The organism is Mangrovimonas sp. DI 80 (assembly GCF_001975575.1).
Classification (GTDB): domain Bacteria; phylum Bacteroidota; class Bacteroidia; order Flavobacteriales; family Flavobacteriaceae; genus Mangrovimonas_A; species Mangrovimonas_A xylaniphaga.
This window is the reverse complement of the sequence record NZ_MSDT01000008.1, coordinates 78,360-102,669: the sequence shown is the minus strand read 5'-3', so window position 1 is coordinate 102,669 and position 24,310 is coordinate 78,360. Positions and strand designations below refer to the sequence as shown.

Below are 24,310 nucleotides of genomic sequence, written 5' to 3'. Positions count from 1 at the left end.
TTGGCCACTAATACCAGTGTGTAGGATTTTAACCAAGGCTGTTTTTGTGGTGAATGTTCTGTCATGTTAGTCGTTCAGAGGGTTATCGGTTTTAATATCTTCCTTGCCAATAGATAGCATGTTGGCAAATAAACGGTAGGCTCCAGGAACTCCCGCCGGAAATTCCCTGAAGAAACTAAGGCCCGTATAGATATAATAGCCTTTGCCATACTTGGCTACCAATAAACTTCCCTTTTTCTTGGAGTCACCTTTATCATGCATTTCAAGGATAGGGGTGAATTCTTTACTCCAACTGTTTGGGAAATAAAGACCGCGTTCCTGTGTCCAACCTTCAAAATCGTGTTCATTGATTTTATTTGGGAAGTTCAGTAGTTCGTGTTTAGGCTCCAAAAAGGCAACTTCGGCCAATTCATCCGTTACACGATCTCTTGATAATTCCAATTTATATGGCGCCAAATGATCTGTTTTTAGGCGGTGGTTGGTATTGTATTGTACAATCATATTGCCACCATTGGCAACATAATCAAATAATAATTGTTGTTTGAACTTTAAAGCATCTACAGTGTTGTAGGCTCTTACGCCAACGACAATAGCATCGAAATATCTCAAAGTTTCTTCTGAAATATTCTCAGGGTTGATGGTAATGACATTATAACCTATTTGTTGTAAACTTTCAGGAATTACATCGCCAGCACCTTCAATATAGCCAATGTTCTGTCCTATTTTTTTAATATCCAATCTCACAATTTTACTTTCACTAGGAAGTAACACGGTTTGAAAAGGAATATGGTCGTAATCTATTTCAATCAATTCTCTGGTGTAGATTTGATCTCCAACATGCACCATAGGCGTAATTAATCCTTCATCTTGATGTTTTGGAGGAATGATGGTGAAAACCACCGTTTGCTCTGCTCCTTTATGCTGAATGTTTACTGTTTGTTTTTCTGGGAAAACCGTCCAGCCTTTTGGATGTGCCAATTGAACCTGGCCTTTTAAATTGTTGATGCCAGATTTCACAATTACCGAAACTTGTTTTTCTTCATCATTGTCAAAAATGATAACTTTTTCGGCCACCTTGGCAGAAGCCTCCGGAATAATTTCAAACGGTTTGTACACTTCTCCCTTTACAGGATCGTTAGTTTTATAAATCACAGGACGCGTAAAAGAAATAGGTGTTCCTTCGATAGTTAAATTAAAGGTGACGTTGAAGGCTCTTGGTGTTTCAGGCTTTCCTATTAAAGATTTGTCATCCACTTGATACATGCCCAAAGTCCCTTTGCTGGTAAGCCAATATGGGGTAGTGGGCTGTTGTAGGTTGTCTATGGTTAGTGACTCTTGGAATTTCTGGTTAACGTTGTTCGCTAACTCAACATTTTTATCAGTTTTTGTATTGTTGATGTTGAAGCTTTGAAGATTTATGTTGGCATTACTGCGATTGATGGCTTCAATATTCAACTGAACAGAACTTCCGGCAGTGGCATGATTGGTGTCTGCAGCAGCTTCAAGATACAAACCTGCACAGGCAGCAATAATTTGTTTGATTTCTTCTGTTTTGATGGTTTTCCAATGGGTGTCTTCTAGGTTTTGGATGAGTTTGTAAGCTTCCATTAATTGAGGAATCGAGGCCGAAGGATTTTGAAAATTGTAGTGCTCTTCTACGTTTTTCAAGATATCTCCAATGGCTTCGCCTCCTTTTACCCGTGTCCAAGAGGTATTGATACCTTCAAAAATGTTGTTTACATCGTTGGGCATATCGCCTTTAATGAGTTCAATGTATTCCATTTGGGACCCTCGGGTTCCTGTGTTTCCAAAGCCTTGCGATTTGTGCTGGCTACGGCTAAGGGAGGCAATTTCGGTATTGCTCAATCCTTTGGATGGGTAATAGGTTCCAATATCAAAGGACAACAAATTGCTTTTATTGGCTTTTTCAAACTTTTCTTCACTCCCGTAAAACCACCAAGAGGTGTTAAAAAATAAACGTTTGGGTTGCCAAACGGTTGTAGAATTCAATTGCTCCTGATATTTGGAAGAATCATTTACCAAATCAAAAGCTTCAACGCTCAAGATGGCAGAACTTGTGTGGTGACCATGGGTACTGCCCGGGCTGCGATGGTCAAATCTGTTGATGATGACGTCGGGTTTGAATTGTCGAATGGCCAAAACCACATCGCTCAATACTTCGTCTTTATTCCAAATTTGCAAGGTTTCATCTGGGTGCTTGGAATAGCCAAAATCGTTGGCTCTGGTAAAGCGTTGTTCGCCACCGTCTATTTGCCTTGCAGTAAGTAATTCCTGTGTACGGATAACTCCCAATAGTTCCCTTATTTCAGGGCCAATTAAGTTTTGACCGCCATCGCCTCTGGTCAAAGAAAGATAGGCTGTGCGTGCTTTTACTTCATTGGACATATAGGAGATGAGACGTGTATTTTCGTCATCTGGATGCGCTGCTACATATAAAACCGATCCCAAAAAGTTGAGCTTTTTGATGGATTCATAAATTTCGGAGGCATTGGGCTTTTTGGGTTGTTGGGCGTATAGGCCAAGACAGGTGGCCAATGTGAGAAAAAATGCAAGTAATTGTTTCTTCATGGTTTGTTTTAATTGCCCATAAATATAAAAATAAAACCAGCCAAAGGGCTGGATTTAGAATTTCTTTAACGGTTGAGGGGTGAATGAATCACAACCACTTTTTCCGTTTAAAATAAATCACCATGGCAATGAACACCGCAATCATCACAATCCAAACAGTGTAATAGCCATATTTAAGGTGAAGCTCAGGCATATGGTCGAAATTCATTCCGTAAATCCCGGCAATGAAGGTCAAGGGAATAAAAATGGTAGCGATTATGGTTAGGACTTTCATGACTTCGTTCATACGGTTGCTGATGGTAGTCATGTACATGTCCATTAAACTCCATATCATCTCCCTGAAAATATCAATATTATCAGAGAGCTGGATGACGTGGTCATAAATATCTCTGTAGAATTGAATGGATTTTTTATCTATAAGAGGACTTTCGCTTTTTTCGATACGGCTGATGATTTCCCTTAAAGGAAAAATAGCGCGTCTTACTTTTAGTAGTTCCTTTTTCAGCATCAATATTTGAACACTCATGCTGTCCTTCATACTGCCTTCAAACAAGGAGTCTTCAATGTCTTCAATTTTATTGCCCAGCATTTCGCTTACCACATAATAATGGTCTACCACAGCATCTACAAGGGCATATAGCAGATAGTCGGCTCCCATGCCTCTAATACGGCCTTTTCCGGAACGGATACGTTCCCTTACATTGTCAAAAACATCACCTTCGGCTTCCTGAAATGTCAAGACATAACGGTCTCCCATCACAAAACTCACCTGCTCAATGATGACATTTTCGTCGGCATCAAGGTGGAGCATTTTAAGGGAAATAAAGATGTATTCGTCGTACTCGTCGATTTTTGGACGCTGCGAAGTATTTACAATATCTTCAAGAATCAAAGGGTGCAGGCCATAATGGTCACCGGCCTTTTCAATAGCTTCAATATGGTTAAGTCCGTTGATGTTAACCCAAGTGATGGATTCTGTGGTTTTGTAGCCAAAGACATCCTCAATATTTTTAAGTTCCTTTTCGGTGACGCCCTCAAGATTGTAATCGAAAGATTCAATAAAAAGTTGTTGGCTGTTTTTTTCACCAGTATAGATAAGGGTTCCCGGTGCTTTGGCGATGTGCTTTTTATACTTTGAGGTTCGTTTCTTTCCCATACATAAAAGTTGACCTTATAAATATAGGCAATATTTATAAAGCGTCATGACCATCGTCGATGGCATCTTTTTTTATAAGTGTTACTGGTTTTTGAAGAATGAGGTTGTTTGGGTAGGTGATAAGGTCGCCATTGTCCAAACGCAAATGTAACTGAAAGGCCCTAATGTCTTCGATAATGGCTTCAATGGGAAAATCCTTATCGTGAATTTGAATTTTATCTCCAACTTTATACGGAAAGGAGAAAAACATAATCACCCCTGAAGTGATATTGCTCAAAATAGACCAAATGGCAAATAGAGCGATACCAATTACGGCAAACACCGAGGAAAATACCAAAGCCATATCCTTGAATTCCACTCCAAAGATAAACGCCCCAAACAGCAAGCTTATCAATACCAATGATACCGTAGTGTAGCGATTGATAAGGTGGATTCTAGCCTCATTAATACCACTGTTTCTACCAATTTTGGTAATGCCAGTTTTCAGGGCAGCCCTAATAATCAACAGGATGATGAGGAGAATAAAAACCTTAATTAATTTGTCTTGGTAAGCTTCAAAAAACATAGTGTTAAGCAATGAAATTTCTTAAACAAAGATAGATGAGAAATTGAAATAATTACCTAAAAGAACCGCCTATTTCTATGCTATTAAACTAAGCAGCGTTTTGTAAACAAGATGGGTTGGGAGGCCTACTACATTAAAATAGGAACCTTCAATTTTAGTGATGCCAATTTGTCCAATCCACTCCTGGATACCGTAGGCGCCTGCTTTGTCAAAAGGTTGACAGGTGTTGATGTAATAACGTATTTCTTCTTCGGAAAGCTCTTTGAAAGTAACTTTGGTAATAGCGTTTACTGTTTTTTGAACAGTAGGAGTAGTAAAGCATACTGAGGTGATGACTTCATGGGTTTGACCACTCATGGAGCTTAACATCTCAAAAGCTTCCTGTTTATCTTTTGGTTTACCCAAAGCCTCATCGTTGTGCCAAACAATGGTGTCACTGGTAATAAGGATGGTATTGTCTTTAAGATCTTCCTTAAAGGGAATGGCTTTCAGTTGGGCCAAATAATCACTGATTTCATAGTGTCTTAAGCGCAGCGGATATTCTTCTTTTACAGGCTTTAGAATGATTTCAAAATCCAATCCAAGATCCTTGAAAAACTGCTGGCGTCTGGGAGAACCAGAAGCCAAAACAATATGGTATGGTTTTAATTGGTCGTTCAGCATTAATCGAGAAGGCTGTATTTGTAAATAATCAAGGATAACATTCCCAGTAGCATGACCAATTTAATCATATTGCTGATAAAATGAAACTCCTTTTTGGTTTCTGCCATAAAGATCTTGATAACAATATAAAGCATTGGAGCAATGATGGCTACAAGGAAATACACAACAGCAACCATATTTCCGTACAAATAGTTGATTAAATAATAAATAGCGCCTCCAAGCGGAATAAAAGAAACAGCAAAGGCTATTTTTTTTGCACGCTCACGGCCAATGGCAATAGGCAAGGTGTTCATTCCTGCCTTGTGGTCGCCATCAATATCTTCAATATCTTTGATCATTTCACGCAATAAATTCAAGATAAATGCGAAAAGGGCATAGTCCCATAAAATGGTAAAAAAGGTTAGCTGGGTTTCTTGGTTGCCAGGGGTAATGGCCGGAATTAATTCAAATAAACCAACAATTATAATGCTTAAAGCCACCATAGCCGAAATTACCAAATTGCCAATCAAGGGCATGGGTTTTAAATAGGAAGCATATACATACAGTAATCCCGATACGATGATGAAGGTTGCAAAAAAAGCACTTTTACCAACCAAGTGCGACAGATAGAAACCAATACCAACTCCAATCACATTAAAAGCAATAAAAAGGTTGTTGGCGGCTTGTTCCGAAATGGTTTTGCCAACAATTACTTGATCTGGTTTGTTAATCAAATCGGTTTCCACATCATAAATATCGTTGATTACATAACCTCCGGCAGCAATACACAAAGTAGCCAATACCAAAAGAGAAAACCCAAATAGGTTTAAAGTGATGTTGACTCCAAACGGCTCAAAAAAAGCATATTTAATAAGGTATTGCGTCAAGGCAATCATTAGGAGGTTCTTCCAGCGAATCAATTTTAATATTTCCAAGTTAGTGTTGTTTAGTTAGTTGGGATTTGTTGGTGTTAATCGTATTTAGCGCTAAAATTACTGTTCCATTTGCCCTGTACCTTCAAGACTTGCTCAATCACATCGCGAACGGCTCCTTTACCTCCCTTTTTATGGGATACATATTTGGAAATGGCCTTTATTTCCGGTACGGCATCCTGAGGACAACACGGTAAGCCTGCCAAAGACATCACTGGGTAATCTGGGATATCGTCTCCCATATACAACACATTTTCTATGTTGATATTGTTCTTTTCAAGGTATTCGTGGAGCTTTTCAATTTTATCATGAGTTCCCAAATACACATCTTTAATGCCCAATCCGTTCAATCGTACACGAACCCCTTCGTTAGACCCTCCTGAAATAATACAAATATGAAAACCCGCATCTATGGCCGTTTTCAAAGCGAACCCATCTTTAATATTCATGGTTCTTAGCATTTCGCCAGAAGTAGTTACGGTAATGGTACCATCGGTAAGCACACCGTCAACGTCAAAAATAAAGGTGGTGATGTGTTCTAGGTATTCTTTATAGCTTTTATCTTCCATGGGTTTTCTTTATTGAACTGGTAAGCAGTTTGTAGATGGCTTCGTGCTGCGGATTCTCCAGTAATTTTAAATGTTTTTGAATTGTTTTTTTGTCGTTGCGCTTGGCAGGACCTGTTTGTGCCATATATGGGGACATGTCCTGAACTTTTTTGGCTGTTTCTATAATAAGCGGTTTCAGGATTTCAAACTCCACACCTTGGCTTTCGGTGATTTCATGGGCAACACGATACAGTTGATTGGTGAAATTGTTCACAAAAACAGCGGCTAAATGCAAAGCTCTTCGTTGATCGCTATTCACTTTATAAACATTGGAGCCAATAGCTTCGCCTAGTTTTTGTAAAAGGGGAAGGTTTTCTCTCTCCAAAACTTCAATACAAATGGGCACATCGGCAAAATCTACGTCAGCCCCTTTGGTGAAGGTCTGTAAAGGATAAAAGACGCCTCTTTGATGTTTTTTGTCCAAATCGTGGATGCCCACACTTCCTGAAGTATGCACGACCAATCTGCCTTCAAAAGGTAAGTTGGAAGACAATTTTGCCACGGCATCGTCACTTACGGCTATAATGTAGACATCACTTTTGGTAAGCTGCGAAAGGTCATCGGTTATGGAGACTTCATTTCTGTAGGTTTCCAATGGCGCCAAATGCCTATTGTACCATTGGTTTACAGATACTGATTTTGACTTTTCAAAAGCCTTGTATAAATGTGTGGCCACATTGCCGGCACCGAGTATGCTAACTGAAATCATGCTGCTAAATTAAATAAGTCTAGCATGATAAAAAAGAGATATGGTCTATCTTTGTTTCATGTCCAAAAAAGATATTCAAAACAGAGCCGATATTCATTTATTGGTCTCGACGTTTTACAAAAAAGTAAGAACCGATGAGGTTTTAGGGCCTTTTTTCAATCCAATCATCAAAGATTGGGAGGCTCATTTTGAACACTTGACTAGTTTTTGGGAGTCGAGTTTGTTTCTAAAGACCAAATATTATGGCAATCCGTTGGAGGTCCATGTAAAAGTTGACCGAGAAACCAACCACAGTATTACCGAATTACATTTTGGACTATGGCTCAATTTGTGGGTGCAAACCATAGACGAACTGTTTCAAGGCGATTATGCCGAAAACGCCAAGCATAGAGCCCGAAAAATGGGCACCTTTCTCTACCTGAATATTTTTCAGGCCAGACAAGCACCATAAAAGTTTCAGGTATTTTAACATAAGTAAGTAAAGTAAATACCTTAAATTTGCGCGAGCTAAAATAAGAGTCTCATATTATGCAAAATAAACTTGCCAAAATTCTATTTTCAACACGACTTACCGCTATTTTATTTATTGTTTTTGCCGCAGCCATGATTACGGGGACCTTTATGGACCGGAACATGGGGACTTCGCCAACACCGTATTCTAGACAGTTGATCTATAATGCGTGGTGGTTTGAGGCCATTATGGGGGTGTTCGTGATTAACTTTATCGGGAACATTTTTAGATACAGACTTCTTTCAAAGGAAAAATGGGATACTCTGTTGTTGCATTTGGCGTTTATCTTTATTCTTTTAGGTGCTTTTGTAACGCGTTATATTGGGTATGAAGGGATGATGCCTATTAGGGAAGGTGCTACCGAAGATACGTTTCTATCTCAAAAAACATATGTCACGGCCTATATTGATGGCGACATGGTTGTTGATGGGCAAGCACAGCGCAGGGTTATTCAAAAGGAAGTGGATTTTTCACCACGTTTAACCAATAGTTTTAGTGTAAATACCGATTATGACGGACAGCCGGTTTCCATAGAATTGGAGAAATTTGTGGCTGGAGCTGAACAAGATATTGTACCCGATGAATCTGGTGAAGAATATTTAAAGGTGGTTGAGTCTGGTGGCGGTGCGCCACACAATCATTTCTTGAAGAGTGGGGAAGTACAAAGCATCCACAATACGCTGTTTTCACTGAACAAATTTGTTGATGGTGCTGTGAACATCACTTATAATAATGGAGAGCTTTTAATTCAATCGCCATTTGAAGGGGAGTATTTAACCATGGCCACTGGTGCCCAAGGAACATTGGTTAAGGATAGCATTCAACCTCTGGCTTTGCGTTCGCGTTACATTATTGGAAACATGCAAATGGTGTTTCCAAAGCCGGTAATTAAGGGAGTATTTGATATTGTTGAAAAACCTCAAATGCTGAAAGGAGATGCCGATGGTTTGGTATTAAAAGTTACAACAAACGGTGAAACCGAACGTGTGAGAGTTTTGGGAGGAAAAGGAAGTGACAATTCTTTTGAACAAATAAAAGTAGGCGGTTTGGACGTAGCTGTAAAATACGGTTCCAAAAGAATTAAATTGCCATTCAGCATCAAGTTGAACGATTTTATTGCAGAACGTTATCCGGGTACTGAAAACAATTATTCATCTTATGCTAGCGAAATTACCGTTTTGGATAAAGAAAATGGCGATTTCAATTACCGTGTTTTTATGAACAATATTTTGGATCACGAAGGATATCGTTTCTTCCAAGCTAGTTTTGATCCAGATGAAAAAGGAACCGTGTTGTCTGTAAACCATGATTTCTGGGGAACTTGGATTACTTATATCGGGTATTTTTTATTGTATTTCGGGCTATTGGCCATCTTGTTTACTAAAGGGACCCGTTTTGCCGATTTAAGAAGAATGTTGGATAAGGTGAAAACCAAAAAAGCAGCATTAACGGTTGCGATTTTGTTATTTGGTCTACAAGGATTTTCACAAGAACATTCTGAAGGGGATGGGCATGACCATGAGCGTCCAACCAAAGCACAGATAGATTCTGTGTTACGTGCCAATATCACGCCAAAAGAAGAGGCTGCTAAGTTTGGAAGAATGGTCATTCAGGATTACAGTGGGCGTATGATGCCTATGAATACCTATGCTTCGGAAATGTTGCGTAAGTTGAGTAAGCATGATACTTATGAGGAGTTTGATGCCAACCAAGTGCTGTTGTCTATTCAGGAGAGCCCAATGCTGTGGTACAATGTGCCTGTGATCTTTTTAAAGCCTAGAAAGGCGGATTCCATCAGAAGTATTATTGGAGTACCAAAGGACCAAAAATATGCGGCCTTGGTGGACTTTTTCAATGAAGTTGGAAGCTTTAAGCTGCAACCGTATTTGGATAAAATGACCAATGTAAATGAGTTGAATGCCTATGAAAAGGAGTTTAAGGAAGCCGAGCAACGTGTGTATTTGTTGTACAATGCCATAGAAGGGCGTTCCATGAAGATATTCCCGGTGCCTAACGATCCTAATAATAAATGGATTTCCTCTTTGGAATTCAGGGAAGAAGGCTACCGACAAAAAATTGAAGATTCCTTATATGGAAACTTTATCAACGTAGGGTTCAGTGCCTATTTAATGAATTTGCATCAGGCCAAACAAACCGGCGACTTTTCCAAAGCGGATGAAATGTTAGGGGCTTTCAAGAAGACACAACATCGTTTAGGGGAAAATGTGATGCTTTCTGAAAAGAAAATTGATGCCGAAATTACCTATAACAAATACGACATCTTTAAGAAATTGTTCAGCTGGTACATGTATGCGGGTACTTTCTTGTTCATAGTAATTATTGTGCAGATTTTTAATGAAAAGAGCAAAGCTTTGTCTGTATTGGCAAATGTGTTTAAGGTGTCTATCATCGTGCTTTTTGTACTGCATACTTTGGGGTTGGTAGTACGTTGGTATATTTCTGGCCATGCGCCTTGGAGTGACGCCTACGAATCCATGATTTATGTGGCATGGGCAACCATGTTGTTTGGATTGATTTTCGGTAGAAAAAGTGATTTGACCTTTGCGGCCACAGCCTTTGTGACCTCCATGATTTTAATGGTAGCCCACTGGAACTGGATGGATCCGGCCATTGCCAACCTGCAACCTGTTTTGAACTCTTATTGGTTGATGATTCATGTGGCAGTAATCGTGGCTAGTTATGGTCCGTTTACCCTTGGAATGATATTGGGAGTGGTGTCTCTTTTATTGATGATTTTCACCACGGAAAAGAATAAATCCAAAATGTCTTTAAATATTCAAGAGCTGACCATCATTAATGAAATGGCTTTAACGGTTGGTCTTGTGATGCTTACCATAGGGAACTTCCTTGGAGGAATGTGGGCCAACGAAAGTTGGGGACGCTACTGGGGATGGGATCCAAAAGAAACTTGGGCCTTGATCAGTATCATGATTTATGGATTTGTCATCCACATGCGTTTAGTACCAGGGTTACGTGGTAGATATGGGTTTAATCTAGCATCAATCGTTGCCTTTTCAAGTATTTTGTTTACCTATTTTGGTGTGAATTTCTACCTGTCAGGGTTACATTCCTACCAATCGGGACAGCAAATTGCCAGTTTGAACATTATTGCTATCGCAGTTGGGATTGTAGCGCTTTTGGGTGCTTTGGCTTATAGAAAATATGCAAAGTATTATAAGAAATAAGATTCCTGGATTTATAAATAAATAAAAGGCGCCAACTTAGTTGGCGCCTTTTATTTTTACAAAGAGTATGCTTACAACAATGTTAGAGCAAATTTATAGGCCATACTGAACATAATGGCTAGACCAAAGCTTAAGAGGGTGCCTATTAAGATATATTCAGTCAATTTTCGGTCTTTGGCTTTGGAAAGGTCTCCAAATCGGAATACGGACTTGGCAGCAATTAAAAAGCCAATGCCGGCCCAATAACCCATTAATATAAAGGCAAACACAAACAGACGCTCCAATATGCCAATATAGGCACCGGCATTTTCCAAGGATTCGTCTATGGTGTCTTCTTCCAGTTGCCATTTGGCGGTCACCGTTTTCATGATAACGGAAGAGACAGAGGTTATTCCCAATAAGCAGGAAATAAAGAGAAGTACTTTACTATTGAATAAGTCACTAAGGTCAAACGGAACAGGGGCGTAGGCGTAGGCTACCACTGTAATTACTGCAATGTGTGCCAATTGGTCCAAAACAAATAGGAGGCGGTTGTTCTTTTCATTTCTGAATTGCAGTTTTAACAAATCGATGAGGTAATGGGATATGGTAATACTTAAAATACCTATCCAGTAAGAGCTATTGGCTTTCAATAATAGGATGAGCAGTGCAAAATGAATGGCAATATGCCAATAAAGGTATTTAGATTTATAGGTTTTGCTTTCCTTGTCGGCCACCCATTTGGCAGGTTGCAATACAAAATCCCCAAGAATATGGGCAAGCATTAATTTGATAAATAAGTGAATCATAGTTGTGTGATTTGGGACTTGTAGTAATTTATGAGTTTTGTGATTTCGTCATGTCCAGCGCGTTTTAATCCTTGACTGATATTGCCTTGCGTGGTACTAAAAATCTCGGCCAATTCTATTTGGTTCATGTTAGGGTGTTCTAATGCGGCCCTTAACAATCTGGCAGAAGTTGGCGTCCAATTGTTCATGGTCAGCAATGCTAAGTCAAACATGATATTCAAGGTGTTGTCCAACTCAGGAAATGTCGATTGGATAGCCAAGGTGTTTTTCTTTAATTGCTCAAAACACTTTCCGGAATTGATAAAGGCAGTACCATTGGATTCGGTGATTTTATTAGCAGTATAGTTCTTTTCACCGATACCAATGGCCAACCTGGCATCCATTTTTTTAAATTGTTTTAAGGAAGCTTTAATTAAAATGGCGGCTTCAAGTGCTTTTTCAGGAGTAACTTCCAGTTGAAAGCTATCCCCTCTGTAAACTTCCCATTGTTGTGGTGCTTTTCCGTATAGATTCAACACTTCCTTGAGTGAAGGCATCCACTCGTTGGGCTCTAGGCTTCTTGAATTGATAATATCGCCGGTGATGATACTGGTCATGATTGTTGTTTTGGATATTGGTATATCACTTTAAAAGCTAATATACGAAGATATCATCTTAAAAACTAATAGTATTCAATATAATGTTTGTAGCAAATATTCTTATACATTTATATTGTGCAATATGAGCAAGGAAAAGTATATTCTTCAACTAAAAAATGTAGCAAATGAAATTAATAAAAGAATTTAAGGAATTTGCCGTAAAGGGAAATATGATCGATATGGCTGTAGGTATTATCATAGGGGCCTCCTTCAACAAAGTCGTGGATGTTTTGGTTAAAAAGGTGTTCATGCCGCCATTGTCTCTGCTTTCACATGGTATCAATTTTGAAGACAAACGGTTGGTGTTACGGGACGCCATAATTGATGCTTCAGGCAAGATAGTTTCTGAAGAAGTAGCCATAGGTTATGGGGCATTCTTGGAAACACTGTTGGATTTTTTAATTGTTGGATTTACTGTGTTTATTGTGGTGAAATTTATGAACCGTCTCCGCAACCGCGCTCAAAACACTGCCGATAAAACTGTGGCAACTCCTAAGGATATAGAGCTGTTGTCTCAGTTAAATACACTCATGGAAGAGCAGAACAGTCTTTTAAAATCGCGATTGAAAGATTGACGACAAATAAAGGTTTTAAGTAAAAATAACTACTTTTAAATCATGAGAAAACTAATAGTATTGATGTTGGCAGTTATGCTTATGAACTGCAAGCATACCGCAGAGCAGCAGGAAGCTGTAACTGCTTCAGTAGAAGAAAACCAAGTTGAAACTCCTATGGAAAAAGAACAGATTTACCAGTTTAAGGTTGAAGATTTATATGGCAAGCCATTTGATTTTGCCTCTTTAAAAGGGAAGAAGATCATGATTGTCAATACGGCTAGTGAGTGTGGTTTGACGCCTCAATATGCCCAATTACAGGAGTTGTATAATGAGTTTAAGGATGAAAACTTCATCATTGTAGGTTTTCCAGCTAATAACTTTGGAGGTCAAGAACCAGGAAGTAACAATCAGATTGCTACCTTTTGTAAAGAGAATTATGGGGTGACGTTTCCTATGATGGGGAAAATTTCGGTGAAGGGAGATGACATGCATGAGGTGTACCAATTTTTGACCCAAAAGTCCAGAAATGGCTTGGAAGATTCGGAAGTGCAATGGAATTTCCAAAAGTATCTTTTGGATGAACAAGGCTATTTGGTAAAGGTGGTTTCTCCTCAAACTTTGCCTGTAGATGAATCCATTATCAATTGGATTCAGGGACAGTAGGGTAACATAAAATTAATGAAAACTTAAACACTTTAGCCCTTAAAAATCAAGGGCTAAAGTGTTGGTTGTGTGTTTTGTTTTGTAATTTTAGATTCTAAAATTCAGAATAATATGTCACACGATAATTTAGGACTCAACACAACTTGTGTTCATATAGGAGAAGTCAAGGACGAGCAATTTAAAAGTGCCATTTCACCTATTTATGTATCTACATCCTATGCGTTTCAAGATGTAGATCAAAAGCGTTATCCGCGTAGTTTTAACACGCCTAATCAGGAGGCATTGTCCAAAAAGTTGGCAGCTTTAGAGCATACCGATAGGGCCCTGATTTTTGGTTCTGGGATGGCTGCGGTAAGTAGTATGTTGTTTGCTCTGTTGGAAGCAGGGGACCATTTGGTGGTTCAAAACACTATTTATGGAGGCACCAGTAATTTTATTAGGGAAGAATTCCCAAAACGTGGCATTGAGTATACTTTCACCGAAGGTTATGAAGTAGCCGATTTTGAAAAGGCTATACAATCCAATACCAAAGTTATTTATATAGAAACACCTTCCAATCCCTTATTGACCATTACCGATGTAAGAGGCGTGGCCCAATTGGGAAAATCCAAAGGCATCATCACAGCCATTGATAACACCTTTGCAAGTCCCGTAAACCAAAACCCCATAGATTTTGGAATTGATTTGGTGATGCATTCGGCAACCAAATATTTGGGAGGCCATAGTGATATTCTGGCAGGAGTTGTTGTAGGCCCTAATGATCTTATGGAAAAAGTATGGAGAGTGGGTAGAAATTTTGGAGGAAACCTTAGCGATTTTACTGTATGGATGTTGGAGCGCAGTATTAAAACCTTGGGATTGCGTGTAAAGGCACAAAATAGAAATGCCAAAAAGATTGCCAAGTTTTTGGAAGCTCATGAGGATGTGAAACAGGTTTACTATCCAGGCTTGAAAAGCCATCCGCAATATGCCTTGGCAAAATCCCAAATGAAAGGTTTTGGCGGTATGCTTTCTTTTGAATTGGCAGATGGTTTGGATGCTTTGGAATTCCAGCAAGCCTTACAACTTATAAAGCCTTCGTTAAGTCTAGCAGGGGTGGAGACCACAACCCTTTCTCCTCATTTAACGTCACATTCTCTTATGACTGCTGAAGAGCGTGCAGCTATTGGCATTAGTGATAACCTTATCAGATTTTCAACGGGTATTGAATGTAAAGAGGATTTGATCAAGGATTTGAAACAGGCATTAGCCAAAGTAAAAGGAGAAAACGTGATGGCTTGATATTTTTGAGTAATAAAGAGGCTAGGATTGGGTTTTGTAAAAGAGAAACAATTCGTAATTTGTCCTCTTAAAACAAAGCTTCATGAAACTAGATATACTTGCTATTGGGGCGCATCCCGATGATGTGGAATTGGGATGCGGTGCCACTATAGCCAAAGAAATAGCCAATGGGAAATTGGTGGGAATTATTGATTTGACCCGAGGCGAATTGGGGACTCGAGGCACAGCCGAAACTCGAAAGGAGGAAGCTCGCGTTTCTGCCGAGATTTTAAGGGTGTCCCTACGCGAAAATCTTGGCTTTGCCGATGGCTTTTTTGTAAATGATAAAGAGCATCAACTAAAGCTTATTGAAGCCATTAGGAAATATCAGCCAGAAGTGGTGCTTTGCAATGCTATTGACGATCGGCATATAGACCACGGAAAAGGGAGTAAATTGGTGAGCGATGCTTGTTTTTTAAGCGGCTTGATGAAAATTGAAACCGAGGCCTTTGGAGAAAAGCAGGAACCATGGCGTCCTAAGTTTGTCTACCATTATATTCAGTGGAAAAACATTGAACCAGACTTAATTGTGGATGTTACTGGTTATATCGATGTTAAAATAGATGCGGTAATGGCTTATAAAACACAGTTTTATGACCCTAAGGCCAAAGGGCCGCAAACGCCAATTTCCAGCAAGAACTTTACCGATAGTATTGAATACCGTGCTAGGGACCTAGGTCGTTTGATTGGTGCAGAACATGGGGAAGGTTTTACTGTAGAGCGTTGTATAGCAGTAGATAGCATTTTTGATGTAAAATAAATTGAAAAAAAGTTTTGCAGTAATGATGAAATCGTTTACATTTGCAAACCAATTAAAACGGTGGTTGTAGCTCAGTTGGTTAGAGCGCCTGATTGTGGTTCAGGAGGTCGTCGGTTCGAGACCGATCTTCCACCCAAAATTACCAAGCCTTTCTTTTTTAAGAAAGGCTTTTTTTGTGTTTTGAAGTTTGTTAGTGTTTTTTTAGATTTTGAAATTTTAGAAGAATAATAACTTTACTCAATGACTTGGTAGATGGTTACGGGTTCACTTTTATTTTTTAGGGAAATGCTTCCTATTTTTTCACAGATAAAGGACTCTTTTACTTTTTCGTAGCAATCTTCGCTAATGATGATTTGGTTTTCTTTGGCGATATCTTGTAATCGGGCGGCAGTGTTTACGGCATCTCCAATAACGGTATAGTCCAAACGTTTTAAACTAGCCGATCCAATATTCCCTGAAATCACTTCCCCGCTTTTAATCCCTATGGATACTTTAGGTGTAAAGGTAAGATCGTTGCTCATCTGTGGTAGACTGTTGATTTTATTTCTTACCGCCAAGGCGGCATCTATAGCGCGATCTAAATGATATTCCCCTCTAAATACAGCCATAATAGCATCCCCAATAAATTTATCGATATAGCCATTTTGTGCCATGATTTCCTTTACCATTTCATCAAAATAGGCGTTTATTAGTGACACTACCGTGTTGGCTTTTGCATTTTCGCTAATAGCTGTAAAGCCACAGATATCAATAAAAATGGTAGTGGCTTCAATGGTTTCGTTATCCATGATGGTGACTTCAAATTCACGGCTATTCATAAAGTTGAGGACACTTTCATCCACGTACATTTTTAAGATGTTGTTTTCCTTGACGGCTTGTATGGTTTGTTTAATGTAGCGGGCATGGTCAAGGGTTTTCTCCATGGTTAGCGTGAGATCTTCGAAGTTGATAGGCTTGGTGACAAAGTCAAATGCACCACGGTTCATGGCGGTACGGATGTTTTCCATATCACCATAGGCCGAAACAATCACAGCTTTAAGAAGTGGTTTTTGTTCGCTTAATCTTGAAAGCAGGGTAAGACCATCCATTTCAGGCATGTTGATATCACTCAATACAATATCCAAATCCGGTAAATCGCCTATTTTTTCAAGGGCATGATTGCCGTTTTGCGCAAAGTAAAATTCATATTCCTTTTGCCTAATTTGCTTTCTGAATTTTTGCTTTATCAGAACTTCTAAATCCGGTTCGTCATCTACTACCAATATTTTTGACATAACTAATTAGGTTTAAATCCGTAACTTTTAATTGGTTGTTCTACAGTTGATATCATGATATTATTTTTATAATGTTCCATCTACTTAATGAAGATCTTCCCTCGTTTTGATAGTATACCTCTTATTTTTGGACTGTATCTTCATTGTTTATAGGTAAAAGAATGGTGAACATGGTTCCCTTGCCTAGATCTTTTTCTGATACATTGTTAATGTTTATCGGTTTACCGTCACTGGTTTTAACAGTTAAGGTGCCGCCATGGGTTTTAATGATATCATAGGATAATGATAATCCTAATCCTGTTCCTTGACCACTAGGTTTTGTGGTGAAAAAGGGCTGGAAAATTTTATCCACCACCTCCGCCGGGATTCCATGACCATTATCGATAATATTGATTTCAATTTGGTCGCCCACTTGTTTGGTTGCAACAGTAACCTTTGGTTTATAATCGGGAGGGGCTGTTTTTTTCTTTTCATTTACGGCATAAAAAGCGTTGTTGATGAGGTTTAATAATACGCGACCAATATCTTGGGGAGCGACCATTATTTTGGGGATTGCGTCGTCCAAATCCATGTGCATACCAGCCACAAAGGACTTGTCGCGAGCCCTAAGACCATGATAGGAAAGACGCATGTATTCATCTGCCAATTTGTTGATGTCTGTCAATTCTTTGTCCGAACTACTGTTGCGGCTATGCTGTAGCATGCCTTTTACAATGGCATCGGCTCTTGTGCCATGGTGCCTAATTTTTTCCTCATTGGCGGCGATGTCCCTCATGAGTTCTTCTTCCAGTTCAAGGTCTCTTTCCATTTCCGGTTTTTGCCTTTCGGCTTGGAGTTCTTCTATAAGTTCGGTGTTGATTTCCGAAAAATTGTTGACAAAATTGAGAGGATTTTGTATCTCGTGGGCAATACCCGCAGTTAACTCTCCTAGACTTGCCATTTTTTCGGATTGGATAAGTTGGGTTTGGGTGGCTTCAAGGTCGTGAAGGCTTTTCTCCAATTGGGAGGTGCGATGTTTTACGCGCTCTTCAAGGATACGGTTTTCCTTTTTTAACCATTGGGAACGGTAATTGCTAATGCTGTAAAGGATCAAAGCAAACAAGGTTATATAGGCCAAATAGGCCCACCAGGTTTTCCACCAAGGAGGAATAATGCTGAAACTTAATTTTACAGGCTTACTCCATACATTGTTATAACCCTTCGCAATGACTTTAAAAGTATAATCCCCAGGGGGAAGGTCTCTGTAATTTTCACTTTTTGCTTCGCTGATGATATTGCTCCAGTTTTTGTCGATGCCCTCCAAAAAATAACGATAAACTACTGAGTTTGGATTAGAATAGGCCAACGCATTAAAATTAAAACTGATGTAATTTTGATTATAGTGCAGTTGTAATTCTAAAGGTAAATTATAAGGCCCTTCAATATCGTTGTATTCAATATTGGGATCTAAAGTGCTGGAGGGGCTATTGCTATTTAAGGAATTACTTTGATCCAAGGGTGTTGGTAAACCTTGTTTTTCGCTGTCAAGAATTTGGGAGTCACTTTTAAAGTTAATGGTTGTGTCGTAGAGGTTGATGCCAGTAATATAGGTTTTTACAGGAATAGTGTCCAGTTTCATTTCATCCATTATAGAAAGAATCTTGCTTTCAATCCCGATCCATAACCTACCCTGATTATCAATCATAGAGCTACCCATGCTCACATCCAAATATTGTAAGCCTTGTTCCTCTGCTATAGTGGTGACCTGCCATTGTTCATTTAAAGAATTGCCCCTTTCCATTTCTTCCAAAATGTTGATTCCTCTGAGGGTGCCAACATAGATTTTGTTGTTATGACTGTTAATATCGAAAATTTCATTGGATACCAAACCTTGTTCTTTCTGGAAAATTTTAACTGAGCCGTTGCTGGGATTAAAGAGATAAACACCGCGATCTGATGAAATCCAAAGTTGGTTTGAATTTGTAATATGGATGAAGTTTAAGTTATCTGTTAAAAATCCATTTTCAGAGGTAAAGTGTTCAATTGTGTGTTTTTTAGGGGCAATTCTATAAATACCTTGACCGTATGTAGCAACCCAAATGTTATTATTGGCATCTTTGCTTAAAGAAAAAATATTAGTATTACTTCCAACCGTATCTAATTGAATTGTTTTTGTCTCTGTTAATTCTTTATTTAGAAAGGTAATATTGCCATCAATGCCACCTAACCAATAATTACCATTTTCATCTTCAATAAATCTGAGATAGTTATGATTTAAACCTTCTTTTTTGGTAAGATATTTAATGTTTTGGTTGCTTGGGTCGATAATGGAGATTCCTTGAATTCCCAAAGACCAAATTCGATTCTTAGAGTCTTTACGTAAAATATGATTGCTGGTCTGTAATAAATTGTCTTTAATGCCAAGGTTTTTAATAGTCTTTGTTTTAGGATTGTAAAAGTCTATTCCTCCTCTTGAGCCAATCCAAATACTTTTATCATCGAGCATCACGTTACTCCATATACTATCATTTGATAAGCCATCAGTTGAGGAGTAATTACTAGCTCTTCCTTGTAGTGTGTTTAATTTGAATATTCCACCGGTAGCCACAAATTTTTTGGTGGACCATATATTGCCTTGATAGTCTTCCACAATGGATGCGATCGGTCGGCGCCCCTTAGAATTATCTAAAATAAATTTTTCAATAGTCTGGTTGGATGGATCGTATTTTAAAATGGAGCCAATTCCTGTACCTAGCCACATATTTTTATGTTTGTCTTCATATGTGGTGGCGATGCCAACCCAATCTTCTATAAATTTAGAAACAGGTAGTCTGTTGTAAGTTTTATTTTTTTTGTCGATAAAAGCAACGCCATCCAGTCCTCCTATCCATAGGTTGCCTTTGGAGTCTTCTTCAATAGAAATGATTTTATTTCGTAAGCTATCTTTCTCTTTTTTAAATACTATAAATTGATTTGTACCTTTCTTAAGATTAAGGATATTCATGCCATTAAACGAGGAAAGCCATACAAGACCTTCTTTATCAGTTAAAGGTGAAATATAAACCGAAGGAGTAGATTTCATTAATCCTTCTTTTGGAGTGATATTTTTTATGGTTTGGTTTTCCAGATTTATTACATGGTAGCCAAAATTAATAATGGAGTACCAAATATTTCCATACTTATCTTCTGTAAAGCCATATCCATCTCTTAGAGGAATGTCAGTAATAATTCTATAAGCTAATTTATGTGATGGGTCTAAAATCCAAAGACCACTGTTACATTGTATCCAGATACGGTCCTTAGAATCGATAAACTGGCAAAAGGCATAAGATAAATCCAGACCTAGGTCAATTCCATAAAACTCAAATTTATGGGAGTCATAGCGAGCAATCCCTACTTGGGTGCCAACCCACAAAAAGCCATTGTTGTCTTTTATAATATTGTTTGGCGAGCCCGTTAAACCAAATGCTTGACCTCCCGATTGAACCCCTCTAGAGGTACCACTTATATTTGCTAAAGGCCCTGCCTCGATGATGTCAGGCTCCCCTAAGGTTATGGTATCCAATTCAAAGGTGAACGTGGGGAGGGAATCCAAACTGAAAGGAGTAGAGGGGAGTTCGTTTAAATCAAGGTGTTCAGACTCTATTTGCCCCTCAATGTTGGTAATGTCATCTATTACAAAAGGTTTGGAAGGGATGCTCTCTAAGTCTAATTTCTTTGTAGGTAAGGGAGCAAGTTTAATGGTGGGGATGGAGTCCCAATTGATGGTGTCCTTTTTTGGAAAGGTTATTTTTTTCTCTATCGGGGGAAGGTATTCCATGTCCCATTTTGGTAATGGAGGCGCAGGAACTTTTTGTTGGCATGAAAAGAGCATCAAGCTTATGATCACGCAATAGAATCCGATTAAGAATATTGGTTTTTGCTTATACATGGTCAGCTGTTCTGGATATTGAATGTTATAACATTTGATGGATTTCTTTTCTTAGGGATTCAAAGTCGATTGGTTTTGTGAAGAATTCCTTGGCACCGGATTGTATGGCTCTATTGAAATTGTCACTGTCGCCGTAGGCTGAAATCATGCTTACGGTGATGTTTGGGAATTGTGATTTAATCTTGTCCAGTAATTCCAAGCCAGTCATTCCCGGCATGTTGATATCGGAAAACACATAAACCACTTTGGGAGGGTTTTCCCGTTCCAATATGTCCAAGGCTTCAGAACCAGAAAAGGCGAATAACAATTCTAGATTTTGGTTTCTTACTTCTCTTCTGAATTTTTGACGAAACAAGGTTTCAATATCTCTTTCGTCATCTACAATCAATACTTCCATAAGGCTGTTATTTGTTGGTTACATATTCATATACAGGATAAGTGGCATCTGCTTTTCCCTACTTTTTAGGCAGTGAATAGAAATGTTTTTTATGGTTGTGATGTTTGGGGTTTCAGCTTGAATAGCTTTTGTTCTTAGGGAACAGTCGGTTTTATTTTGGGAGGAATTGGGGATTATGATGAAATCTTATTTCGTAAAAAACGAAATTTCTTCATTAAGCCTTACTAAATACGATGTAAAGACTTCATAACTAATATACAATAAAAATGATAATGAAGTGAGGCTAAGTGAAATAAGTTGGAGTTGTGATGCTTCTTAGTGGGTAAAAGAAAGGGAGAATACGCTTCTCAAAAGGAAGGGAACCTAGTTTTAATTGTGTTCAATTATTCTTGGTTCCCTTGATAATGGAACATGTGGTCAAGTAAAGTTTTTAATAAACTCCACGAATAAACTCATGTACGTTTGATTTGTAAATTTCAGCAAGGGTTGCGTGTAGTTCTTTTGATAACGGAGGTAGTTCAGATGCCAAGACATTGGCTTGTGCTTGATTTGGGGAACTGGCCCCAGGAATGATGGTCGAAACTGCTTTATGATCTAAAATCCATCTCAATGCCAATTGCACCATTGTCATGCCTTCAGGTACTAAAGGCTTTAGGACATCAGCCAATTCCACACCCTTTTCAAACGGTAATCCGGCAAAGGTTTCACCTACATTAAAGGCATTACCATCCTTATTGTAGTTTCTGTGGTCTTCTTTTTCAAAGGTGGTGGTTTTAGTGAATTTACCAGCCAGCAAACCACTGGCTAAAGGTAGACGGACAATAATGCCCACCTCTTTGGCTTCGGCTTGAGGCAATAATTCATTCACCAATTTTTGTCTGAAAATATTAAAAATTACTTGTAAAGATTGAATGCCTTCTTGCTCTAAACACAACAGTCCTTCTTCAATAGACTCGACACTGGCTCCAAAGGTTTTGATGAGTCCTTCCCTTTTAAAATCACGTAACCAATTGAAAACGTCTCCCTTTTGCATTTCAGCAGTTGGGATGCAGTGCAATTGTAACAAATCTAAGGCATTTACACCCAAGTGATCTAGGGAATGCTCGATGGCCTTTCGCATGGCATCTTTGGTATAGGAGGCTGGATAGACATCGCCGCCGCGGCCAAATTTGGTAGCCACTTTAATGTCTTTATTGGTTTGTTTTAAAAACTCCCCGATAAAGCTTTCGCTTTGTCCATTGCCATAGACATCGGCAGTATCAAAAAAGGTGATGCCGTTTTGTACCGCTGTATTTAAAATATCCAATGCCTTATCTGTAGAAAATTGCTTTCCCCAATCGGCACCAATTTGCCAAGTTCCCAAGCCTATTTCACTGACTTCAAATCCGTTTTTTCCTAAGTGTCTTGTTTTCATTCCAATTGTTTTAAGCTTGTTTGCTTCCAAAATTACGTGCTTTTATTGAACAGCTTTATCTGCCACAATACGTTGCTCTTGGTTGGCCAATTGCCATGCAGTGTAGAAAACCAAACGAGTTCTGGTTTCCAATAAATCGTAGGCTATTTTGTCTGGTGTATCTGTTGGTTTATGGTAATCAGCATGGGAACCGTTGAAATAGAAAATTGACGGAACATTATGCTTTGCAAAGTTGTAGTGATCTGATCTGAAATAGAAACGGTTGGGATCGTTCTCTGCATTATAAGTGTAATCAAGATCTATTTTGGTGTATTTTTCATTGGTAGCTTCAGAAATTTGGTGCAGTTCTGTGCTCAAGCGATCTGCTCCAATCAAGTACACATAGTTTGGGTTATCTGTATGTTTATCATCTACACGGCCAATCATGTCGATGTTTAAATCGGCTATAGTGTTTTCCAAAGGAAATACAGGATTGAAATCGGTGTAATACTTAGAGCCCAATAGGCCTTTTTCTTCTCCAGTTACATGCAAAAATAAAATGGAGCGCTTAGGTCCTTTCCCTTCTTTTACGGCTGTTTTAAAGGCTTCTGCAATTTCCAAAAGGGCCACTGTCCCTGAACCGTCATCATCGGCACCATTGTAAATCTGTCCATTTTTGATACCCTCATGGTCTAGGTGGGAAGAAATTACCAAAATTTCTTCTGGTTTTTCGGAACCTTTGATAAATGCCAGTACATTTTCGGAATTAATGTTGTTTGATTCCGTGGTAATATCTATTGTTACAGGTGCTTCGATAGTTTTGGAGTGATTGTCTGTAAGGATGTTGGTGTAAATTTCTTTACCAACCATGTCGTTGATAATGAAATGCGGAACATTTATCCCGTCTCCTTGAACCGCCATGGTGCCATGGTTACTTTTGGTTGCTTGCTTTTGATAGTAATTGACCACACGATCAAAGGATTCACTATCCATATAGATAACGGCTTTGGCTCCTTTCGTAATGGCAACGTCCCTTTTTAAGTTTCTTGCACCGCGACCAGAGGTCCAAATGGTAGGTTTTTCGGTTCCCGAGGTGATATAGGTGCCGTCCTCGTTTTGTGGTTCCCCAGATTTCATAAGCACAATCTTGTCCTTTACATCGAGGTTGTTGTAGTTGGAGTATTTTTCTGATTCAATACCGTAAGCCACATATACAATGTCTTGCCCATCTATATGCTGAGTAGAGGACGTTCCTAAAGGAGCGTAGTCAACAAAACAGGTCAAGGTTTTTCCGTTTATCGAGATGTTGGTTTGGGATGTTCCCTTTATTTCCAAAGGAACATTTTGAAAGTAAGTGTCTCCCATAGGTGAAGGCACTTCCATGTCTTGATATTGTTGGGCCAAGAATGCTACGGCTTTCTTTTGTCCTTCAGTACCAGTTTCCCTTCCTTGAAATTCGTCAGAGGCATAGGTGTAAAGTAATTCTTTGAGTTCTGCGGATGTAATCGTATTGGCATAAACCGTGGGATCTGTAGAGGTAGGGGTTAGGTTGAAATGTTCGTTTTTCTTGGAACTGCTACAGCTAGATATTAGCAACGCAAGGCTGCAAAGGGTAATCAGGTTTTTCATTAAGCGCAAAATTAAAGCTATACTGAATTAAAATTAGAAAAATTATCCTGCGAATGTAATAAT

General features: G+C 38.8%; 20 protein-coding genes and 1 tRNA gene. 7 read left to right on the top strand and 14 right to left on the bottom strand.

Annotation, left to right across the window (positions count from 1 at the left end; genetic code table 11):
- Positions 1–66 precede the first annotated feature (66 nt).
- From BKM32_RS15010 to BKM32_RS14980, 7 genes are all read right to left on the bottom strand, one after another.
- A complete protein-coding gene (locus tag BKM32_RS15010) occupies positions 67–2,589 on the bottom strand; it encodes a PIG-L family deacetylase (RefSeq protein WP_076664826.1) in 2,523 nt (840 codons plus the stop codon).
- Positions 2,590–2,677: 88 nt separating this feature from the next.
- A complete protein-coding gene (gene corA / locus BKM32_RS15005; protein WP_053977274.1) occupies positions 2,678–3,745 on the bottom strand; it encodes a magnesium/cobalt transporter CorA in 1,068 nt (355 codons plus the stop codon).
- A gap of 34 nt (positions 3,746–3,779) precedes the next feature.
- The gene (locus tag BKM32_RS15000) at positions 3,780–4,310 is read right to left on the bottom strand and encodes a mechanosensitive ion channel domain-containing protein (RefSeq protein ID WP_053977273.1); all 531 of its coding nucleotides are present in this window, start codon (positions 4,308–4,310) and stop codon (positions 3,780–3,782) included.
- Between the two features lie 75 nt (positions 4,311–4,385).
- Complete coding sequence (locus BKM32_RS14995) at positions 4,386–4,973, bottom strand: Maf-like protein (protein WP_076664824.1); 588 nt, start codon at positions 4,971–4,973, stop codon at positions 4,386–4,388.
- Complete coding sequence (locus tag BKM32_RS14990; RefSeq protein WP_076664821.1) at positions 4,973–5,887, bottom strand: geranylgeranylglycerol-phosphate geranylgeranyltransferase; 915 nt, start codon at positions 5,885–5,887, stop codon at positions 4,973–4,975. Before BKM32_RS14990 ends, BKM32_RS14995 begins: the two co-directional genes overlap by 1 nt.
- A gap of 35 nt (positions 5,888–5,922) precedes the next feature.
- Complete coding sequence (locus tag BKM32_RS14985; RefSeq protein WP_076664819.1) at positions 5,923–6,453, bottom strand: HAD family hydrolase; 531 nt, start codon at positions 6,451–6,453, stop codon at positions 5,923–5,925.
- A complete protein-coding gene (locus BKM32_RS14980; protein WP_076664816.1) occupies positions 6,443–7,201 on the bottom strand; it encodes a Rossmann-like and DUF2520 domain-containing protein in 759 nt (252 codons plus the stop codon). Before BKM32_RS14980 ends, BKM32_RS14985 begins: the two co-directional genes overlap by 11 nt.
- A 58-nt stretch (positions 7,202–7,259) precedes the next feature.
- Here BKM32_RS14980 and BKM32_RS14975 point away from each other — a divergent pair, with 58 nt between their 5' ends.
- A complete protein-coding gene (locus BKM32_RS14975; protein WP_076664813.1) occupies positions 7,260–7,652 on the top strand; it encodes a group III truncated hemoglobin in 393 nt (130 codons plus the stop codon).
- 77 nt (positions 7,653–7,729) lie between these two features.
- Positions 7,730–10,918, top strand: coding sequence for a cytochrome c biogenesis protein CcsA (ccsA, locus tag BKM32_RS14970; RefSeq protein ID WP_076664810.1), 3,189 nt, complete (start codon positions 7,730–7,732; stop codon positions 10,916–10,918).
- A 71-nt stretch (positions 10,919–10,989) separates the two neighbouring features.
- Here the strand turns inward: ccsA and BKM32_RS14965 are convergent, their stop codons facing one another.
- Entirely contained in the window at positions 10,990–11,706 is a 717-nt protein-coding gene (locus BKM32_RS14965; protein WP_076664808.1) for a DUF3307 domain-containing protein, read from the bottom strand.
- Positions 11,703–12,302 (bottom strand): transcriptional regulator, encoded by a 600-nt coding sequence (locus BKM32_RS14960; protein WP_076664805.1) that lies wholly within the window; start codon positions 12,300–12,302, stop codon positions 11,703–11,705. The genes BKM32_RS14965 and BKM32_RS14960 overlap by 4 nt, the downstream gene beginning before the upstream one ends.
- A gap of 167 nt (positions 12,303–12,469) precedes the next feature.
- Between BKM32_RS14960 and mscL the strand changes: the two genes are divergently transcribed.
- The 5 genes from mscL to BKM32_RS14935 all read left to right on the top strand — a co-directional run bounded on the left by mscL (position 12,470) and on the right by BKM32_RS14935 (position 15,779).
- The gene (gene mscL, locus BKM32_RS14955; protein ID WP_053977264.1) at positions 12,470–12,919 is read left to right on the top strand and encodes a large conductance mechanosensitive channel protein MscL; all 450 of its coding nucleotides are present in this window, start codon (positions 12,470–12,472) and stop codon (positions 12,917–12,919) included.
- Between the two features lie 42 nt (positions 12,920–12,961).
- A complete protein-coding gene (locus BKM32_RS14950) occupies positions 12,962–13,564 on the top strand; it encodes a glutathione peroxidase (protein WP_053992871.1) in 603 nt (200 codons plus the stop codon).
- Positions 13,565–13,675: 111 nt separating this feature from the next.
- Entirely contained in the window at positions 13,676–14,845 is a 1,170-nt protein-coding gene (locus tag BKM32_RS14945) for a PLP-dependent aspartate aminotransferase family protein (protein WP_053977262.1), read from the top strand.
- A gap of 82 nt (positions 14,846–14,927) precedes the next feature.
- Positions 14,928–15,644 carry a bacillithiol biosynthesis deacetylase BshB1 gene (bshB1, locus tag BKM32_RS14940; protein WP_076664802.1) on the top strand — a complete coding sequence of 239 codons (717 nt, stop codon included), beginning with the start codon at positions 14,928–14,930 and terminating at the stop codon, positions 15,642–15,644.
- A gap of 59 nt (positions 15,645–15,703) precedes the next feature.
- Positions 15,704–15,779, top strand: a tRNA-His gene (locus tag BKM32_RS14935).
- A 98-nt stretch (positions 15,780–15,877) separates the two neighbouring features.
- On the opposite strand, the gene BKM32_RS14930 is transcribed toward BKM32_RS14935, so the two are convergent.
- The 5 genes from BKM32_RS14930 to BKM32_RS14910 form a co-directional block, all read right to left on the bottom strand.
- The gene (locus BKM32_RS14930; protein WP_076664800.1) at positions 15,878–16,918 is read right to left on the bottom strand and encodes a response regulator; all 1,041 of its coding nucleotides are present in this window, start codon (positions 16,916–16,918) and stop codon (positions 15,878–15,880) included.
- A 121-nt stretch (positions 16,919–17,039) separates the two neighbouring features.
- Positions 17,040–20,828: an ATP-binding protein gene (locus BKM32_RS14925; RefSeq protein WP_083702208.1), complete on the bottom strand. Its 3,789-nt coding sequence runs from the start codon at positions 20,826–20,828 to the stop codon at positions 17,040–17,042.
- Between the two features lie 25 nt (positions 20,829–20,853).
- Positions 20,854–21,225 carry a response regulator gene (locus BKM32_RS14920; RefSeq protein WP_076664796.1) on the bottom strand — a complete coding sequence of 124 codons (372 nt, stop codon included), beginning with the start codon at positions 21,223–21,225 and terminating at the stop codon, positions 20,854–20,856.
- A 430-nt stretch (positions 21,226–21,655) separates the two neighbouring features.
- A complete protein-coding gene (locus BKM32_RS14915) occupies positions 21,656–22,639 on the bottom strand; it encodes an aldo/keto reductase (RefSeq protein ID WP_076664793.1) in 984 nt (327 codons plus the stop codon).
- 42 nt (positions 22,640–22,681) lie between these two features.
- The gene (locus BKM32_RS14910) at positions 22,682–24,247 is read right to left on the bottom strand and encodes a M28 family peptidase (RefSeq protein ID WP_076664791.1); all 1,566 of its coding nucleotides are present in this window, start codon (positions 24,245–24,247) and stop codon (positions 22,682–22,684) included.
- Positions 24,248–24,310 lie beyond the last annotated feature (63 nt).

Coding starts and splice junctions, on each gene's coding strand:
- BKM32_RS15010 (WP_076664826.1), bottom strand. CDS start 2,589: ATGAAGAAACAATTACTTGCATTTTTTCTCACATTGGCCACCTGTCTT.
- corA (WP_053977274.1), bottom strand. CDS start 3,745: ATGGGAAAGAAACGAACCTCAAAGTATAAAAAGCACATCGCCAAAGCA.
- BKM32_RS15000 (WP_053977273.1), bottom strand. CDS start 4,310: ATGTTTTTTGAAGCTTACCAAGACAAATTAATTAAGGTTTTTATTCTC.
- BKM32_RS14995 (WP_076664824.1), bottom strand. CDS start 4,973: ATGCTGAACGACCAATTAAAACCATACCATATTGTTTTGGCTTCTGGT.
- BKM32_RS14985 (WP_076664819.1), bottom strand. CDS start 6,453: ATGGAAGATAAAAGCTATAAAGAATACCTAGAACACATCACCACCTTT.
- BKM32_RS14980 (WP_076664816.1), bottom strand. CDS start 7,201: ATGATTTCAGTTAGCATACTCGGTGCCGGCAATGTGGCCACACATTTA.
- BKM32_RS14975 (WP_076664813.1), top strand. CDS start 7,260: ATGTCCAAAAAAGATATTCAAAACAGAGCCGATATTCATTTATTGGTC.
- ccsA (WP_076664810.1), top strand. CDS start 7,730: ATGCAAAATAAACTTGCCAAAATTCTATTTTCAACACGACTTACCGCT.
- BKM32_RS14965 (WP_076664808.1), bottom strand. CDS start 11,706: ATGATTCACTTATTTATCAAATTAATGCTTGCCCATATTCTTGGGGAT.
- BKM32_RS14960 (WP_076664805.1), bottom strand. CDS start 12,302: ATGACCAGTATCATCACCGGCGATATTATCAATTCAAGAAGCCTAGAG.
- mscL (WP_053977264.1), top strand. CDS start 12,470: ATGAAATTAATAAAAGAATTTAAGGAATTTGCCGTAAAGGGAAATATG.
- BKM32_RS14950 (WP_053992871.1), top strand. CDS start 12,962: ATGAGAAAACTAATAGTATTGATGTTGGCAGTTATGCTTATGAACTGC.
- BKM32_RS14945 (WP_053977262.1), top strand. CDS start 13,676: ATGTCACACGATAATTTAGGACTCAACACAACTTGTGTTCATATAGGA.
- bshB1 (WP_076664802.1), top strand. CDS start 14,928: ATGAAACTAGATATACTTGCTATTGGGGCGCATCCCGATGATGTGGAA.
- BKM32_RS14930 (WP_076664800.1), bottom strand. CDS start 16,918: ATGTCAAAAATATTGGTAGTAGATGACGAACCGGATTTAGAAGTTCTG.
- BKM32_RS14925 (WP_083702208.1), bottom strand. CDS start 20,828: ATGTATAAGCAAAAACCAATATTCTTAATCGGATTCTATTGCGTGATC.
- BKM32_RS14920 (WP_076664796.1), bottom strand. CDS start 21,225: ATGGAAGTATTGATTGTAGATGACGAAAGAGATATTGAAACCTTGTTT.
- BKM32_RS14915 (WP_076664793.1), bottom strand. CDS start 22,639: ATGAAAACAAGACACTTAGGAAAAAACGGATTTGAAGTCAGTGAAATA.
- BKM32_RS14910 (WP_076664791.1), bottom strand. CDS start 24,247: ATGAAAAACCTGATTACCCTTTGCAGCCTTGCGTTGCTAATATCTAGC.